The sequence below is a fragment of the uncultured Hyphomicrobium sp. genome (assembly GCF_902826555.1).
Classification (GTDB): Bacteria; Pseudomonadota; Alphaproteobacteria; order Rhizobiales; family Hyphomicrobiaceae; genus Hyphomicrobium_C.
This window is the reverse complement of sequence record NZ_CADEFI010000005.1, coordinates 115,736-128,112: the sequence shown is the minus strand read 5'-3', so window position 1 is coordinate 128,112 and position 12,377 is coordinate 115,736. Positions and strand designations below refer to the sequence as shown.

The following is a 12,377-nucleotide window of genomic DNA, read 5'->3' as shown; positions in this document are numbered from 1 at the left end:
TGCGGCACGAGGCGGCCGGCTACTGGTGGGCGGCGGTCCCCAAAAACAAATGGCCAGATGACGAGGCCACCCAGATTCGCATTCGAACGGGGTGGCACGCGCATTGGGGCGACCGGCGGCAAGAGCTCGTCTTCATCGGCATGGGCGAGATGGACAAGGCCGCGATCATCGCGGCGCTCGATGCCTGTCTGCTTCCCGTGCCGGCGGCCGGGCCTGTCGATGCCAAGGAATGGCTCGCGCTCCACGATCCGTTTCCCGTCTGGGGCAAGGAGGCGGCTTAGTTCACCCACCCTTTCCGTCGTGGCTGCGTTGATCGAAGCATCGCTCCGCGATGACGGCAGCCGTCCACGCCAGATGTCCGGTGTTCTGGCGCAAATCCCTGACCAACTCCGTTAATTCGATTTTCAGGAACAGAGCCCACGCTTGCGGGTTCTTACGCCGGAGTACGCAATGCTGATTGATGAAAAAATCGCCAGCCAGCTAGAAATTCGGCGAGCCAAGCTGAAGCATTGGCTCGCCGACGAAGCTCCCTATACATCGGCCGACCAAAGGCACCTCACGGCCAACACGCCAGAACAAGCCTATTGGCACCACGGCTATCAGGCGGCCCTAACTGATGTGTTGCGGCTGGCCGGACGCGATCTCAGTCAAAGATCAAGCAACAAGGACAAGTCCAGTTAGCCCCTTCGGGACGATCTGGATGGATCGCGTTATCGGGCGGGTCAAAGTCATGATACAGGCGGCACTCTTTCTCGAACGCGACTTTTGCAGACGACGAGAAGGCGTACTTGAAGGCAGTGTACACCCCCACGTAATCATGCAGCCTCCGATTCAAATCTACGTCTGACCGACCAGCACGATAGACAACAAGGTTCGCATCCTCGTTCAAGGGGCCGAGGACGTAAGCCCCAGGCCCCTTTCCAAGGACAACGAGGTCAATGTTTTCGTGTGTTAGTGCGTAAGGTCCAAACAAGCCGGAAGAAGGCATGACAGTGTCTCCTCAGAGAATGAAGAGACGGGCTATTGACAAGCGGCGAGTACGCGCGACACTCCTCCTCGTATTCCCAAATCGATTTGCTTGCTCCGCGAGCCCGTCGGAATGGATTGCGGAGACGCACTGAGGCCGCTCGGACGCCACATCCGGGCGGTCTCGTACTTTTACGACGCATGGCCACAAGGTTGGCGGCGAATCAGTCGGTGTACAAGAAGCTTTGTTAGGGAATCAGTTTCTTTCGAGCCCGACGCGGTGCTCCTCGAAGCGGGGCATGATCTCGACGAAATTGCAGGGGCGGTGGCGGTTGTCGAGCTGCCACTTCAAGATGCCGTTCCAGGCGTCCTTGCACGCCCCCGTCGAGCCCGGCAGGCAGAAGATCAGGGTGCCCCTCGCGATGCCGCCGCAGGCGCGCGACTGAATCGTCGACGTGCCGACGGACGCAAACGAGATCTGGTGGAACAGGATCGCGAAGCCGTCGATCTCCTTCTCGAACAGCGGCTTCACGGCTTCCGGCGTCACGTCGCGGCCGGTGAAGCCGGTGCCGCCCGTGGTGATGACGACGTCGACCTCGGGGTCGGCGATCCAGCCCGCGACCTTGGCGCGGATGGCATCGGCGTCATCCTTCAAGAGCGCGCGGGCGGCCACCGTGTGTCCGGCGTCCGTCGCCAGCGCGGCGAGTGTATCGCCGGACTTGTCCTCGGCAGCCGTGCGCGTGTCCGACATCGTCAGGATGGCGATGCGAAGCGGGATGAAGGGGCGCGTCTCGTCCAGGCGGTTCATTCGTTCGAAAGTCCTCAACTCTTCTCGAGGGCGGCCTGGACGGCGAGGAGGTCGCGCCAAGCCTGCCGCTTGGCCGCCGGCGTGCGAAGCAGGTAGGCCGGGTGCAGGGTCGCCATGGTTCGAACGGTGCGGCCGCTGCTTTGGATCTCACGCCACTTGCCGCGGATCCGCATGATGCCATCGGTGGTGTCGAGGACCTGCTTTGCCGCCGCGCCTCCGAGCAGCAGCACGACCTCGGGCTCGACAAGCTCCATCTGGCGCTCCAGGAAGGGCCGGCAGACCTGGCTTTCCTGGGGTGTCGGCGTGCGGTTGCCGGGCGGGCGCCAGTAGACGACGTTGGTGATGTGGACGTCCTCTTCCTTGAGGGCGATGGCGGCCAGCATCTTATCGAGGAGCTGGCCGGCGCGGCCGACGAACGGGCGGCCTTCGAGATCCTCTTCGCGGCCCGGGGCTTCGCCGATGATCATCAGGCGCGCCCGGGGAGCGCCGCGGTAGAAGCACAAGTTCTTGGCCGTCGCCTTGAGGCCGCAGCCGTCGAAGGCGCGCAAGGCGGTTTCGAGGGCTTCGAGGTCGGGCGCGTCGCGCGCGATGCGCCGGGCGGCGATCTCGGCGGCGTCTGGCGGCGTGGCGGCGAAGCCGGGCCTCGGCTCCAAGCTCGGCTGCGGGGCTGGAGCGCGAGGCGCAATCCGCGGCGGCGGCGATGGCCGCTCACCGTCACGCGAAAGAGGTGCGCGGGGAGGCGCCTCGGGTACGGCTTTGTTTTCCTGCTCCGGCAGACGGAAGGCTTGGCCCGGCGGCGCGTCGCCACGCGCCAGCCAGTCGATAGGCGCATCGGCGACCGCAGTATCCACCCCCATCTCGCGGTACCAGTCGAGGAGGGCGGCCAGGGTCCGTCTGTCGGCTTCGGTCTGCATTGCGAGGCGACATTACCGATCCCGCGATCCAATTGCACGCGTCCGGCGTTATCCCGCGGCTTGGTACCGGCTTGACGCTGTCGTCAATTGGTACCAAACCGAGAAAAGAGCAGTGTCGGATAGGACAAGACAATATGGCGCGGGGTGATGCTGACCTTCCCGAGCGGGAGGCCATGGAGTTCGATGTTGTGATCGTGGGCGCAGGGCCGGCCGGCCTCGCCGCGGCGATCCGCATCAAGCAACTCGCGGCCGAGAAGGGCGAGGAGATCTCGGTCGTCGTCCTCGAGAAAGGCAGCGAGGTCGGCGCGCACATCCTGTCCGGCGCCGTCATCGATCCCATCGGGCTCAACCGGCTGATCCCGGACTGGCGCGAGCGCGGCGCTCCGCTTACGACGCAGGTCACCGAGGATCGCTTCCTCGTGCTCGGTCCCGCGGGCGACATCCGGCTGCCGAACATCCTGATGCCGCCGCTGATGAGCAACCACGGCAATTACGTCGGCAGCCTCGGTCTCGTGGTGCGCTGGCTCGGCGAGCAGGCGGCGGAGCTTGGTGTCGAGGTCTATCCGGGTTTTGCGGTCAACGAGGTGCTCACCGACGACAAGGGTGCGGTTGTCGGCGTGGCCACGGCGGACATGGGCGTGGGCCGCGACGGCGAGCTCAAGGACAGCTTCACGCGCGGCATGGAGCTCAGGGGCAAATACACGCTCTTCGCGGAAGGCGCGCGGGGCTCGCTCACCAAGACGCTGATCAAGACCTTCGACCTGGCGAAGGATTCCGAGCCGCAGAAGTTCGGGATCGGTCTCAAGGAGCTGTGGGAGGTGGCGCCGGAGAACCATAAGCCCGGCCTCGTGCAGCACAGCTTCGGCTGGCCCCTCGACCTGACGACCGGCGGCGGGTCCTTCCTCTATCACTACGGAAAAAACCTGGTGTCGGTGGGCTTTGTCATCCACCTCAACTACGAAAACCCCTACCTCTCGCCCTACGACGAGTTTCAGCGCTTCAAAACGCACCCGACGATCGCGCCGGTGTTCAAGGGCGGGCGGCGCATCGCGTACGGCGCACGTGCGCTGACCGAGGGCGGCTGGCAGTCGATTCCGAAGCTCGAGTTTCCAGGCGGGGCGCTCATCGGCTGTGCGGCGGGTTTCATGAACGTGCCGCGCATCAAGGGCAGCCACAATGCCATCCTGTCCGGCATTCACGCGGCGGATGCGGTGGTCGCCGCGCTCGGAGAGGGCCGCTCGCACGATGTGCTCGGCACTTATGAAACGGCCGTGCGGAGTGGCGACATCGCGCATGACCTGAAGCGTGTCCGCAACGTCAAGCCGCTGTGGTCGCGATTCGGTACCGTGCTCGGCGTCGGGCTCGGCGGCATCGACATGTGGATCCGCACGCTTCTGTTCGGCTGGTCGCCGCTCGGCACGCTCCGCCACCGGAAGGCCGATTATGCGTCGCTGGAAAAAGCCAAAAGCGCCAAGCCGATCGCTTATTCCAAGCCCGACGGCGTGCTGACCTTCGACAAACTGACGAGTGTCTCGTTCTCAGGCACAAATCATGAGGAAGATCAGCCGGTTCACCTCAAATTGGCCGATCCTTCCATTCCCATTGATGTCAATTTGCCGGAATATGCCGAGCCCGCGCAGCGCTATTGCCCGGCCGGGGTCTACGAGGTGGTGCGCAAAGACGCGGGTGAGGCCGTGTTCCAGATCAACGCTCAAAACTGCGTTCACTGCAAAACCTGCGACATCAAGGATCCGAGCCAGAATATCACCTGGGTGTGCCCGGAGGGCGGGGGCGGACCGAATTACGCCGAGATGTGAGTGTTCAGTTCTGCGACGTGGATCGGATTCCAGTTAATTTTGCTTCGGATCACTGTTTAAGCGGAGTCGCCAACCGGTCGAAAGGTTTGCTACTCTCAATCGACGTCGCGCTGGGTCGCCCGAAGAGGATCATGAGAATGAGCGTTCGCCGTGGCCGATTTGCCTTGATCGTCCCCATTTTGGCCGCGGGACTGATCACGGCCTCGGGTGCATCGCGTGCCGAAACGGTGGAGGCCACGGAGCCGTTCGACGGGACGCATTCGCTGGTCGGCAGCTATCTCGCCGGCCGTTTTGCCAGGGCGCAGAACGACGCCGCCGAAGCTGCCGAATTCTACCGCAACGCGCTTACCTTCGATCCGCAGAACGAGCTGCTGCTCGAGCAGGCCTTTCAGATCGAAGCTGCGCGCGGGGACTGGCCGCGGGCCTTCAAGCTTGCCGAGGATCTGATCGGCGTCCAGAAGACCCACCGCATGGCGCAGCTCGCTCTGGCGCTCAGGGATTTCAAGGCCGGGGCATGGCGCAAGTCCGAGGAGCATTTCAAGTCTGCCGGTTCAGGCCCCATCGGCGAGCTGACGAGCGCAATGGCGACGGCGTGGGTCGATCTTGGGCATGACGACGCGGCGGGCGCGCTGGCCAAACTCGAATTGCCGAAGCAGGCCGAGTGGGCGCAGTTCTTCCTGAGGTACCATCGCGGGCTTGTGGCCGATATCGCCGGGCGCAAGAGCGAGGCGCGGAGCGCCTACGAAAAGGTATACGCACAGGATGCGCGGACGCTCCGGACATCGCTCGCCTACGCCCGCCATCAGGCTTACACGGGCGATCGCAAGAAGGCGCTCGCCATCATCGATGAGCAGATCCAGCGCTCGCAGAGTGACGGTCATCCGCTGCTCAGGAGCCTGAAGGCCGCCGTGCAGTCCGGCAAAAAGATCGATCCGATCGTGAAGACGCCCTCCGAAGGCATGGCGGAGGTGTTCTACGGCCTTGGTGAAGCGCTCATTGCCGAAGGCGCCGTGGGCGTCGGCGTGCTCTACATGCAGATGGCGCTCTACGTGGAGCCGGATCACCAGTTCGCGCTGGCTGCACTCGCCTCCGCCTACGAAGGCAACAAACAGTACGCCGAAGCGATCGTCACCTACGATCGCATTCCGCGGACGAGCCCGCTCGCAACTGCCGTCGAGATCCGCAAGGCGTTCAATCTCAATTCGCTCGACAAGGTCGACGAGGCGCGTGCCACGCTGACGCATTTGCTCGAGGCTGCGGACAAGCCTGCCGCGGCCAGTACCAGTCCCGAGACCGCTGCCGCGCCTTCAGCGCCGGCAGAACCCGCCACTCTACCGGAGGGCGAGGTGCTGAAGCTCGGCAAGCGCGGAGACGCCGTGCAAAAGCTGCAGGAAGCCCTCAAGACGCAGGGCTACGAGATCGATACGCCCGACGGGAAGTACGGGAACGGTACGCGCAAGGCCGTGATGGCGTTCCAAGCCAAGCACAAGCTCAAGTCGGACGGTATCGTCGGGGCGAAGACGTTCAGCGCCATCGTCGGCGGTGAGGCTGCCGGCGCCTCAGCCGCACCCGCGGGCGGCGCGTGGGTCGATGGACCCGTGCCTCTGACCGTGTCGGACAAGCTCGAGATTTTGGATGCGCTCGGCAACATCATGCGCGCACGCAAGCGCTACTCCGAGGCGATCCCCTACTACGACCAAGCCCTTTCCCTGGTGACGAAGCCCGAGCGGCGGCATTGGGTCTACTACTATGCCCGCGGCACGAGCTACGAGCGCATCAAGAACTGGGATGCGGCCGAGGCCGATCTCGAGAAGGCGCTGTCGCTCTATCCGGATCAGCCGCTGATCCTCAACTATCTTGGCTATTCCTGGGTCGACCAGGGGCGCAACCTCAAAGAGGGCATGGCGCATATCGAGAAGGCCGTGGCGCTCAAGCCCGACGACGGCTACATCGTCGATAGCCTCGGCTGGGCGCACTACATGCAGGGCAACTTCAAAGAGGCCGTGCGCTATCTCGAGCGGGCCGTGGAGCTCAAGCCCGACGATCCGGTGCTCAATGATCATCTCGGCGATGCCTTGTGGCGTGTCGGCCGCGAGCGCGAAGCGCGTTATCAGTGGGATCAGGCGCTGTCGCTCAAGCCCGAGCCCGAGGACGAAGCCAAGATCAAGAAGAAGCTCGAGACCGGGCTGACCGGCGTGCAGCTTCCGCACGCGTCCGGCGACGGCACCGGAAAGCAGGCCGCAAAGGCCGGCGAGAGCGAACAGAAGTAGCTTGATCTCGATCCGCGAGTTCGCGCCGGCGAAGATCAATCTCACGCTCGAGATCGTCGGCCGTCTCAGTAACGGTTACCATCAGCTCAATAGCCTCGTCACCTTTGCCGACGTGGGTGACGTCGTTTCGTTTGATCCCGGCGAGCCAGCGCGCGTGACGGTCGACGGACCGATGGCGGGCGGTCTTTCCGGTCATCCCAACATCCTCGAGACCGCGTTCTCCGCCTTGCGGGAGGAGCAGCCGAAACTCGTGCTCGGTGCGGTGCATCTCGAGAAGCATCTTCCCGTTGCCGCCGGTATCGGGGGCGGGTCCGCAGATGCGGCCGCGTTGTTACGGGCTGTGCGCCGCGGCAACACCGGCAACGGCGTCTGGGGACAGATCACCGATTGGAGGTTCGTCGCGGGCTCACTGGGCGCCGACGTGCCGGTTTGCTTCGAGGGCCGTCCCTGCTGGATGACCGGGTTCGGGCATGAGCTGAGAGAGATCGCGGGCGGGGCGCCGTCGCTTGCGGCGGTGCTGGTCAATCCCATGGCCGAGGTGCCGAGGGACAAGACCGCGCGTGTGTTTCGCGCGCTCGGAGCCTCGCAGATGCGTGTTCTCATCGCGGAGACGAAGCCGCCGACATTCTCCGACCGGGCCGTACTGCTCGAGTTCATGCGGGCGCGGGGCAATCATCTCGCGGCGGCGGCGCAAACGGTGGTGCCGGAGATCGCCGCCGTCATGGACGCGCTGGGTGGGCTCCCGGGGATCGAATACGCGGCCGTGTCGGGTGCGGGGCCGACGTGTTTCGGAATCTTTCCGGATCGCGGGAAAGCCGAAGCGGCGCTTCCGCGGATCGTGGCGGCACATCCCCGATGGTGGGCGGTCGCGGCGACGCTCGGCTGAACTTGCCGCGCGATCTAGTGTGCGCGGGCGATGCAGAAATCGATGACATCCTGCATGGCGGCGCGTTCGCTGCTCTCGGGGAAGATGGCCAGCCCGTCGCGGGCGATGCTGCCATAGGAGCGGGCGCGGTCCAGCGTGGTCTCGATCGTCTTGTGCTTCTTCATGAGGCCGATGGCGTGCTCGAGGTCGCCGTCGGAGATGTTGCCCTCGACGATGGTGCGGTTCCAGAACTCGCGATCGCGGTCGTTGCCGCGGCGGAAGGAGAGGATGACCGGCAGCGTGATCTTGCCTTCCCGGAAGTCGTCACCAACCGATTTGCCGAGGCGCGCACTGTCGCCCGAATAATCGAGGGCATCGTCGACGAGTTGAAAAGCGAGACCCAGATTGCGTCCATAGGAGCGCATCGCGGCCTGCTCGTCCGCCGGGCGGTTGGCGATCGCGGCGCCGACCTCTGCCGCGGCCGAGAACAGTGCGGCGGTCTTGGCGTCGATAATGGCGAGATAGGCGTCCTCGGTGGTGGATGTGTTTTTGGCGGCGGCGAGCTGCATGACCTCGCCTTCGGCAATGGTTGCGGCAGCGTTGGACAGAATGCGCAGGACCGGCAGCGAGCCGACGTCCACCAGCATGCGGAAGGCCTGGCCCAGCAGGAAATCCCCCACCAGCACCGTGGCCTGGTTGCCCCAGATTAGGCGTGCCGTCTTGTGGCCGCGGCGCGTGTTGCTCTCGTCGACCACGTCGTCGTGCAGGAGTGTCGCGGTGTGCATGAACTCAATGGCGGCCGCCGTCTGCACGTGGCCCTTGCCCTTGTAGCCGCAGAGCTTCGAGGAGGCGATGGCCAGCATCGGGCGCAGGCGCTTGCCGCCGGAGTTGACGAGATGGTGGGTCAACTCAGGGATCAGCTCAACGTCGGAGACCGCCTTGTCGAGGATGATGCGGTTGATCGCATTCATGTCCTCGTCAACGATCTCCAAGAGCGGCGCGAGACTTTGCGACGGCTCGCGTGCTTCGTTCAGCGGAACGACAACTCCCACGGCAATTTCCCTAGTTTTGTTGCGGACGTTTCTTGCGATCTAATGGGTTCCGGCACCATAACCAGTGTTTGACCGCAGCGCACCGAAAAATGAGCCGCAACGAGGCCTTTGCATGTCCGTCAGTGATGACGCATTTCTGGGTGGGCGGCTTAAAATTCTGCAGCCGCGCCAAGGTTATCGTGCCGGACTCGACGCGGTCATGCTGGCGGCTGCGGTGCCCGAGCGGCTCGGCGCTGTATTCCGTGTCCTCGATGCCGGCGCGGGAGTGGGAACAGCGGGACTATGCGTCGCATGGCGGTGCCCGGCGGCGCGCGTGGTGCTCGTCGAGCGCGAGCCGGATCTGGTGGCGCTCGCGCGCGAGAACATTGCGAGAAATGCTCTCGGTGAGCGCGTGTCGGTGATCGAGGCTGACGTAGGTCATGCGCCGCGCGACGCCTTGTCCGCAGCCGGGATCGAGGATGGCTCTTTCGACCACGTGATCGCCAATCCGCCGTTCCACGCCGAAGGGGCGGGCACGGCGGCAGCGCACGTTCTCAAAGCGGCGGCGCACGCGATGCCGGAGACCGGGCTCGAGCAGTGGTGCCGTTTTCTTGCCCGCATGGCACGGCCCGGGGGCGAGGCATCGATCATTCACAAGACCGCCGCATTGCCGGATCTGATCAAGGCTCTAGACGGGCGGTTCGGCGGACTTCAAGCGCTGCCGCTGCATTCCTTTGCGGGAGAGGCGGCGTCGCGCGTACTTCTCGGCGGCGTCAAGGGCTCGCGTGCGCCATTTCGGCTCGCCGCGGGGCTTGTTCTGCACGAGAAGGAGAAGCATTTCACATCCGGGGCCGAAGGCGTGCTGCGGCTTGGCCAGTCGCTCGCGGCGGCTTATGGGTTTTCCTCCCCGGAAGGGGACGAGAAATGAACGAAAGGATTTGACGAATGGGTTGGTTCAACCGCGGTCCGGTGGTTCCCGTCTTGAGGTTGTCCGGTGCCATCGGAATGGCGGCGCCGCTCCGGCCCGGGCTTTCGATCGCGTCTCTGGCGGGACCGATCGAGAAGGCCTTCTCGATGTCGAAAGCGAAGTCGGTCGCGGTGGTCATCAACTCGCCCGGGGGCAGCCCCGTGCAGTCGAACCTGCTGTTCCGCCGCATCCGCCAGCTCGCCGAGGAGAAAGAGAAGAAGGTCTACGTGTTCTGCGAGGATGTGGCCGCCTCGGGGGGCTATTATCTGGCTGTTGCCGGCGATGAGATCTATGCCGATGCGTCCTCCATCGTGGGGTCTATCGGCGTCATCTCGGCGAGCTTCGGGCTCGACCGCGCCATCGAAAAGCTCGGCATCTCGCGCCGCGTCTATACCGCGGGTCTCAACAAAGGGGCGCTCGATCCTTTCCAGCCGGAGAAGGCCGACGACGTGGAGCGCCTCAAAGCCGTCCAGCGCAGCGTGCACGACGTGTTCATCGGGGTGGTGAAGGACCGCCGGCTGGGGCGGCTCAAGGGGCCGGATTCGGAGCTGTTCTCGGGTGCTTTCTGGTCGGCGACCGAGGCTCTCGAGCTGGGGCTGATCGACGGCATCTCCGACGTCCGCACCAAGATGCGGGAATTGCACGGCGAGAACGTGCGCCTGCGCGTGGTGCCCATCGAGCGCGGTTGGCTCGCCTCCCGGCTCAGGCGGTTGCCGTCCATTTTCGGAATTGCGGAGCTGGATGGGACACGGCAAGGCCTTGCTTTCGCTGACGATCTGGTGTCGGCTATTGAAATTCGGGCGCTCTGGTCCCGTTTCGGGCTATAACGAGCGCACGGCACTTTTCTTGGAGCATGTCATGCCGCAAGTGCTCGCTCTGGTCATCGCAGGCGCCGGTCTCTATGCCGGCTACAAGTGGGTCTCTCGCACGCTTGCGGAGGCGCAGCGCTCGGCGCGCGTGCGTGAGGCGGAACTGCGCGAAGCCATGACCCAAGGGCGTGGCGGGCCGAAGGATCTCGGCACGCTCGAACGCGATCCTGCGACGGGCGTCTACCGGCCGCGGGCGAAGTAATCGTCATCATCCCATTTATTCAGCCCTTAGTGGCGTGGCGAGGCGGCTCCTTCAGGGTGACAGGGGGCTGCGAATGCGTATAGTGCGCCCCCTGCAGCAATTCTCGACGGCCTCATGCCCAAATCCTCGACCCGTACCGCCGATTCCAAGCCTCAAGCCGCCGCGCCTCTGCCTGCGCTGAGGCCCAAGGAGAGCTTTCAGGACCTGATCCTGACGCTTCAGCAATTCTGGGGCGCGCAGGGGTGCGTCGTGCTGCAGCCCTACGACATGGAGGTCGGCGCGGGCACGTTCCATCCGGCGACGACGCTGCGTGCGCTCGGGCCGAAGCCCTGGAGTGCGTGCTACGTGCAGCCCTCGCGCCGGCCCAAGGACGGGCGCTACGGCGAGAACCCGAACAGGCTGCAGCACTACTACCAATTCCAGGTGATCATGAAGCCGTCGCCTGAGAACATTCTCGACCTTTATCTGCAGAGCCTCGACGCCATCGGCATCGATACGCGCGTCAACGACATCCGCTTTGTCGAGGACGACTGGGAGAGCCCGACGCTCGGTGCGTGGGGGCTCGGCTGGGAGGTGTGGTGCAACGGCATGGAGGTGACGCAGTTCACCTATTTCCAGCAAGTGGGCGGCTTCGACTGCGATCCCGTCGCCGGCGAGATCACGTACGGGCTGGAGCGCCTGGCGATGTATGTTCAGGGAACGGATCGCGTCTTCGATCTCAACTTCAACGGGCGCACGGACGATAAGAAACTCACGTACGGCGATGTTTTTCTCCAAGCAGAACAAGAGTATTCGCGTTTCAATTTCGAGCATGCCGATACGGCGCTGCTGTTTCAGCATTTCCGGGATGCCGAAAAAGAATGCAAATCCCTGCTCGAAAGAGGTGCGACGGGGGATAAACACCTGCTCGCATTGCCCGCTTACGACCAGTGCATAAAAGCATCACATGTTTTCAATTTGCTCGATGCCCGCGGTGTCATCTCTGTCACAGAGCGCCAGGGGTATATCCTCCGCACCCGCGAGCTCGCGAAGGCGTGCTGCAAAGCGTGGCTCGAGACTGATGGAGGCCGTTCGTGAATGAGACGATAATCGGACTAATTGTCATCGGCGTTCCGGCGCTGCTGATCGGCGGAATTCTGCTCGGGCGCTATCGCCCGGTTTTCTGGATGTTCTTCCTGGCGCTCCTGGTGGGGCTCGGCTACCTGACGACGACAGGGACCGTCGACGATATCGGCAAGCAGGCGATCGGCTACGTCGGAACTCCGCCGCCGGGTGCAACGCCCGCGGCCGCTCCGGAACCTGCCGCCGCGCCCGCACCGGAGGCATCGCCTGCGGCTGCTCCCGAGCCGGCTCCGGCGCCGGCACCAGAAGCGGCGCCGACGCCCGCTCCCGAGGCTGCGCCCGCTCCGGCTCCGGAAGCACCTGCTCCGGCTCCTGAGGCCGCGCCGGCTCCGGCGCCCTAAGAACCAAGGCTTTTCACCAATCTGGCCGAGGGCAACCGCGATGCCCTCGGCCTTTTTCTTTGGCTCACCCGATGTCGCGGTTGCCCGTCTGCGGCGAGCCACGTATGTCTCTTGCGACTTTCCAGAGCGCGATCACACTCGATTGGATCGAGATCGTGCTTCAATCGCTCACGGGACCTACTGATTTACGTTTCGGACCGATCGC

General features: G+C 64.3%; 13 protein-coding genes. 10 read left to right on the top strand and 3 right to left on the bottom strand.

Going from position 1 to position 12,377, the window contains the following annotated elements; genetic code table 11:
• Positions 1-281 (top strand): GTP-binding protein (locus QZV93_RS04565; RefSeq protein ID WP_295556350.1); only part of this gene is annotated, 281 nt, incomplete at its 5' end.
• 169 nt (positions 282-450) lie between these two features.
• Positions 451-681, top strand: coding sequence for a hypothetical protein (locus QZV93_RS04560; RefSeq protein WP_295556348.1), 231 nt, complete (start codon positions 451-453; stop codon positions 679-681).
• 541 nt (positions 682-1,222) lie between these two features.
• On the opposite strand, the gene moaB is transcribed toward QZV93_RS04560, so the two are convergent.
• Positions 1,223-1,774, bottom strand: coding sequence for a molybdenum cofactor biosynthesis protein B (gene moaB / locus QZV93_RS04555; protein WP_295556347.1), 552 nt, complete (start codon positions 1,772-1,774; stop codon positions 1,223-1,225).
• 14 nt (positions 1,775-1,788) lie between these two features.
• On the bottom strand, positions 1,789-2,688 hold the full coding sequence (locus QZV93_RS04550) for a uracil-DNA glycosylase (RefSeq protein ID WP_295556345.1): 900 nt from the start codon (positions 2,686-2,688) through the stop codon (positions 1,789-1,791).
• 134 nt (positions 2,689-2,822) lie between these two features.
• Here QZV93_RS04550 and QZV93_RS04545 point away from each other — a divergent pair, with 134 nt between their 5' ends.
• The 3 genes from QZV93_RS04545 (at position 2,823) to QZV93_RS04535 (ending at position 7,661) form a co-directional block, all read left to right on the top strand.
• Positions 2,823-4,505, top strand: coding sequence for an electron transfer flavoprotein-ubiquinone oxidoreductase (locus QZV93_RS04545; RefSeq protein ID WP_295556344.1), 1,683 nt, complete (start codon positions 2,823-2,825; stop codon positions 4,503-4,505).
• Positions 4,506-4,642: 137 nt separating this feature from the next.
• The gene (locus tag QZV93_RS04540) at positions 4,643-6,775 is read left to right on the top strand and encodes a tetratricopeptide repeat protein (RefSeq protein ID WP_295556342.1); all 2,133 of its coding nucleotides are present in this window, start codon (positions 4,643-4,645) and stop codon (positions 6,773-6,775) included.
• A 1-nt stretch (position 6,776) separates the two neighbouring features.
• Positions 6,777-7,661 carry a 4-(cytidine 5'-diphospho)-2-C-methyl-D-erythritol kinase gene (locus QZV93_RS04535; RefSeq protein WP_295556341.1) on the top strand — a complete coding sequence of 295 codons (885 nt, stop codon included), beginning with the start codon at positions 6,777-6,779 and terminating at the stop codon, positions 7,659-7,661.
• A 14-nt stretch (positions 7,662-7,675) separates the two neighbouring features.
• Here the strand turns inward: QZV93_RS04535 and QZV93_RS04530 are convergent, their stop codons facing one another.
• On the bottom strand, positions 7,676-8,611 hold the full coding sequence (locus QZV93_RS04530) for a polyprenyl synthetase family protein (protein WP_295556361.1): 936 nt from the start codon (positions 8,609-8,611) through the stop codon (positions 7,676-7,678).
• Positions 8,612-8,804: 193 nt separating this feature from the next.
• Between QZV93_RS04530 and QZV93_RS04525 the strand changes: the two genes are divergently transcribed.
• From QZV93_RS04525 to QZV93_RS04505, 5 genes are all read left to right on the top strand, one after another.
• A complete protein-coding gene (locus QZV93_RS04525; RefSeq protein WP_295556340.1) occupies positions 8,805-9,599 on the top strand; it encodes a methyltransferase in 795 nt (264 codons plus the stop codon).
• Between the two features lie 17 nt (positions 9,600-9,616).
• Positions 9,617-10,465 (top strand): S49 family peptidase, encoded by an 849-nt coding sequence (locus QZV93_RS04520; protein WP_295556338.1) that lies wholly within the window; start codon positions 9,617-9,619, stop codon positions 10,463-10,465.
• Positions 10,466-10,496: 31 nt separating this feature from the next.
• Positions 10,497-10,709, top strand: coding sequence for a hypothetical protein (locus tag QZV93_RS04515; RefSeq protein ID WP_295556337.1), 213 nt, complete (start codon positions 10,497-10,499; stop codon positions 10,707-10,709).
• A 114-nt stretch (positions 10,710-10,823) separates the two neighbouring features.
• The gene (locus QZV93_RS04510; RefSeq protein ID WP_295556335.1) at positions 10,824-11,786 is read left to right on the top strand and encodes a glycine--tRNA ligase subunit alpha; all 963 of its coding nucleotides are present in this window, start codon (positions 10,824-10,826) and stop codon (positions 11,784-11,786) included.
• Complete coding sequence (locus tag QZV93_RS04505; RefSeq protein ID WP_295556334.1) at positions 11,783-12,172, top strand: hypothetical protein; 390 nt, start codon at positions 11,783-11,785, stop codon at positions 12,170-12,172. The genes QZV93_RS04510 and QZV93_RS04505 overlap by 4 nt, the downstream gene beginning before the upstream one ends.
• Positions 12,173-12,377 lie beyond the last annotated feature (205 nt).

Bases quoted from the DNA above. Each gene is read 5' to 3' on its own strand.
- QZV93_RS04520 (WP_295556338.1), top strand. From the start codon at position 9,617: ATGGGTTGGTTCAACCGCGGTCCGGTGGTTCCCGTCTTGAGGTTGTCC.
- QZV93_RS04550 (WP_295556345.1), bottom strand. From the start codon at position 2,688: ATGCAGACCGAAGCCGACAGACGGACCCTGGCCGCCCTCCTCGACTGG.
- moaB (WP_295556347.1), bottom strand. From the start codon at position 1,774: ATGAACCGCCTGGACGAGACGCGCCCCTTCATCCCGCTTCGCATCGCC.
- QZV93_RS04515 (WP_295556337.1), top strand. From the start codon at position 10,497: ATGCCGCAAGTGCTCGCTCTGGTCATCGCAGGCGCCGGTCTCTATGCC.
- QZV93_RS04545 (WP_295556344.1), top strand. From the start codon at position 2,823: ATGGCGCGGGGTGATGCTGACCTTCCCGAGCGGGAGGCCATGGAGTTC.
- QZV93_RS04510 (WP_295556335.1), top strand. From the start codon at position 10,824: ATGCCCAAATCCTCGACCCGTACCGCCGATTCCAAGCCTCAAGCCGCC.
- QZV93_RS04560 (WP_295556348.1), top strand. From the start codon at position 451: ATGCTGATTGATGAAAAAATCGCCAGCCAGCTAGAAATTCGGCGAGCC.
- QZV93_RS04540 (WP_295556342.1), top strand. From the start codon at position 4,643: ATGAGCGTTCGCCGTGGCCGATTTGCCTTGATCGTCCCCATTTTGGCC.
- QZV93_RS04525 (WP_295556340.1), top strand. From the start codon at position 8,805: ATGTCCGTCAGTGATGACGCATTTCTGGGTGGGCGGCTTAAAATTCTG.
- QZV93_RS04530 (WP_295556361.1), bottom strand. From the start codon at position 8,611: ATGAATGCGATCAACCGCATCATCCTCGACAAGGCGGTCTCCGACGTT.